Source organism: Bacteroides sp. AM07-18, assembly GCF_003602695.1.
GTDB classification, from domain to species: Bacteria; Bacteroidota; Bacteroidia; order Bacteroidales; family Bacteroidaceae; genus Bacteroides; species Bacteroides uniformis.
On the sequence record NZ_QTLM01000042.1, the window covers coordinates 1 to 1,388 of the forward strand.

Annotated in this window: 1 protein-coding gene; it reads left to right on the forward strand. The window is 51.6% G+C overall.

The window, feature by feature from the left end; all coding sequences use genetic code 11:
- On the forward strand, positions 1–1,388 hold a 1,388-nt coding region (locus DW096_RS19180; RefSeq protein WP_120151117.1), incomplete at both ends, for a glycoside hydrolase family 97 protein.

A 1,388-nucleotide genomic window follows, 5' to 3' on the forward strand; every position in this document is an offset into this window, starting at 1 on the left:
GCATTCGATGACGGGATAGCATTCAGATATGAATTTCCGGAACAGAAAGCATGGGATTCATACGTGATGTATGATGAAAGGACACAGTTCAACTTGCAAGGAAACCCGATGGCGTTGCTCATGTACCTGCCCGGGTATGTGAATACACACGAAGGGGTATACAGTCATGTAAGATATGACAAGGTGGCAAGGAAAAGGCTGATAGAGATGCCGGCGACATTCGAGTTCGACAACGGGGTGGCAGTGGCTATAACTGAAGCGGCCATAAGGGACTATGCGGGAATGTACCTGGTGAAGGAGAAGGGTGGACTGGTGGGAAAGCTCTCGCCAAAACTGGGGCAGGAGAAGATAAAGGTCGAGACAGACAGTTTCCCGCACCGTACCCCGTGGCGCGTAATCTCCGTTGCAGACCGGGTGGGAGGATTGCTGGAGACGAATATACTAACAAGCCTGAACGAGCCCTGCAGGATTGAAGACACTTCATGGATTAAGCCTTGCAGGACCACGTTCACATGGTGGAACGGGAATGTCGTGCCGGACAGCACGTTCTCTCCGGGAAACAACTTCGATACAAACAAGTACTACATCGATTTTGCAGCACGCAATGGCTTGGATGCACATGGAATCTACGGATATGCGGAGACTCCTTGGTACTATGATGACAACTTCAATTTCGGATGGGCGGGACCCAATGCGGACGTTACAAAACCGATACCGTGCCTGAACATGCCGAGAATTGTGGAATATGCAAGGAGCAAGGGGGTTGGCATACATCTGTGGGTACACTGGAGACCGTTGTACGACAAACTCGAAGAAGCCTTTGCGCTCTATGAGGGATGGGGAGTAAAAGGACTCATGGTGGACTTCATGGACCGTAATGACCAAGAGATGATACGCATCCAAGAAGAGATACTGGAATGTGCGGCAAGACACAGGCTCTTCATACAGTTCCATGGGTCGAGCAAGCCTTCCGGACTGGTAAGGACGTATCCGAATGAATTCACACGGGAGGGGACACTCAACTATGAAGTATGCAAATGGGACACGCTGGTGAATGCGGACCATGACATTGCGATACCCTTCACCAGGATGCTGGCAGGAGCGACGGACTATCACCTGGGAGGGTTCAGGGCACTGCCGCGCTCGGAGTTCAAGATACAGTATGTAAATCCTCATGTAATGAGCACACGCTGCCATATGTTGGCCATGTATGTGGTTTTGGAAAACCATCTCACCTCTTTGTGCGATACGCCAAAGGCTTATGAAGGTCAACCGGGGTTCGAGGTGCTCCGTACCGTGCCGGGAACGTGGGATGAGATAAGAGTTCCGCTGGCAAAGATGAATGAGCATGTCACGGTGGCCCGCAGGAGCGGTTCGGACTGGTGGGT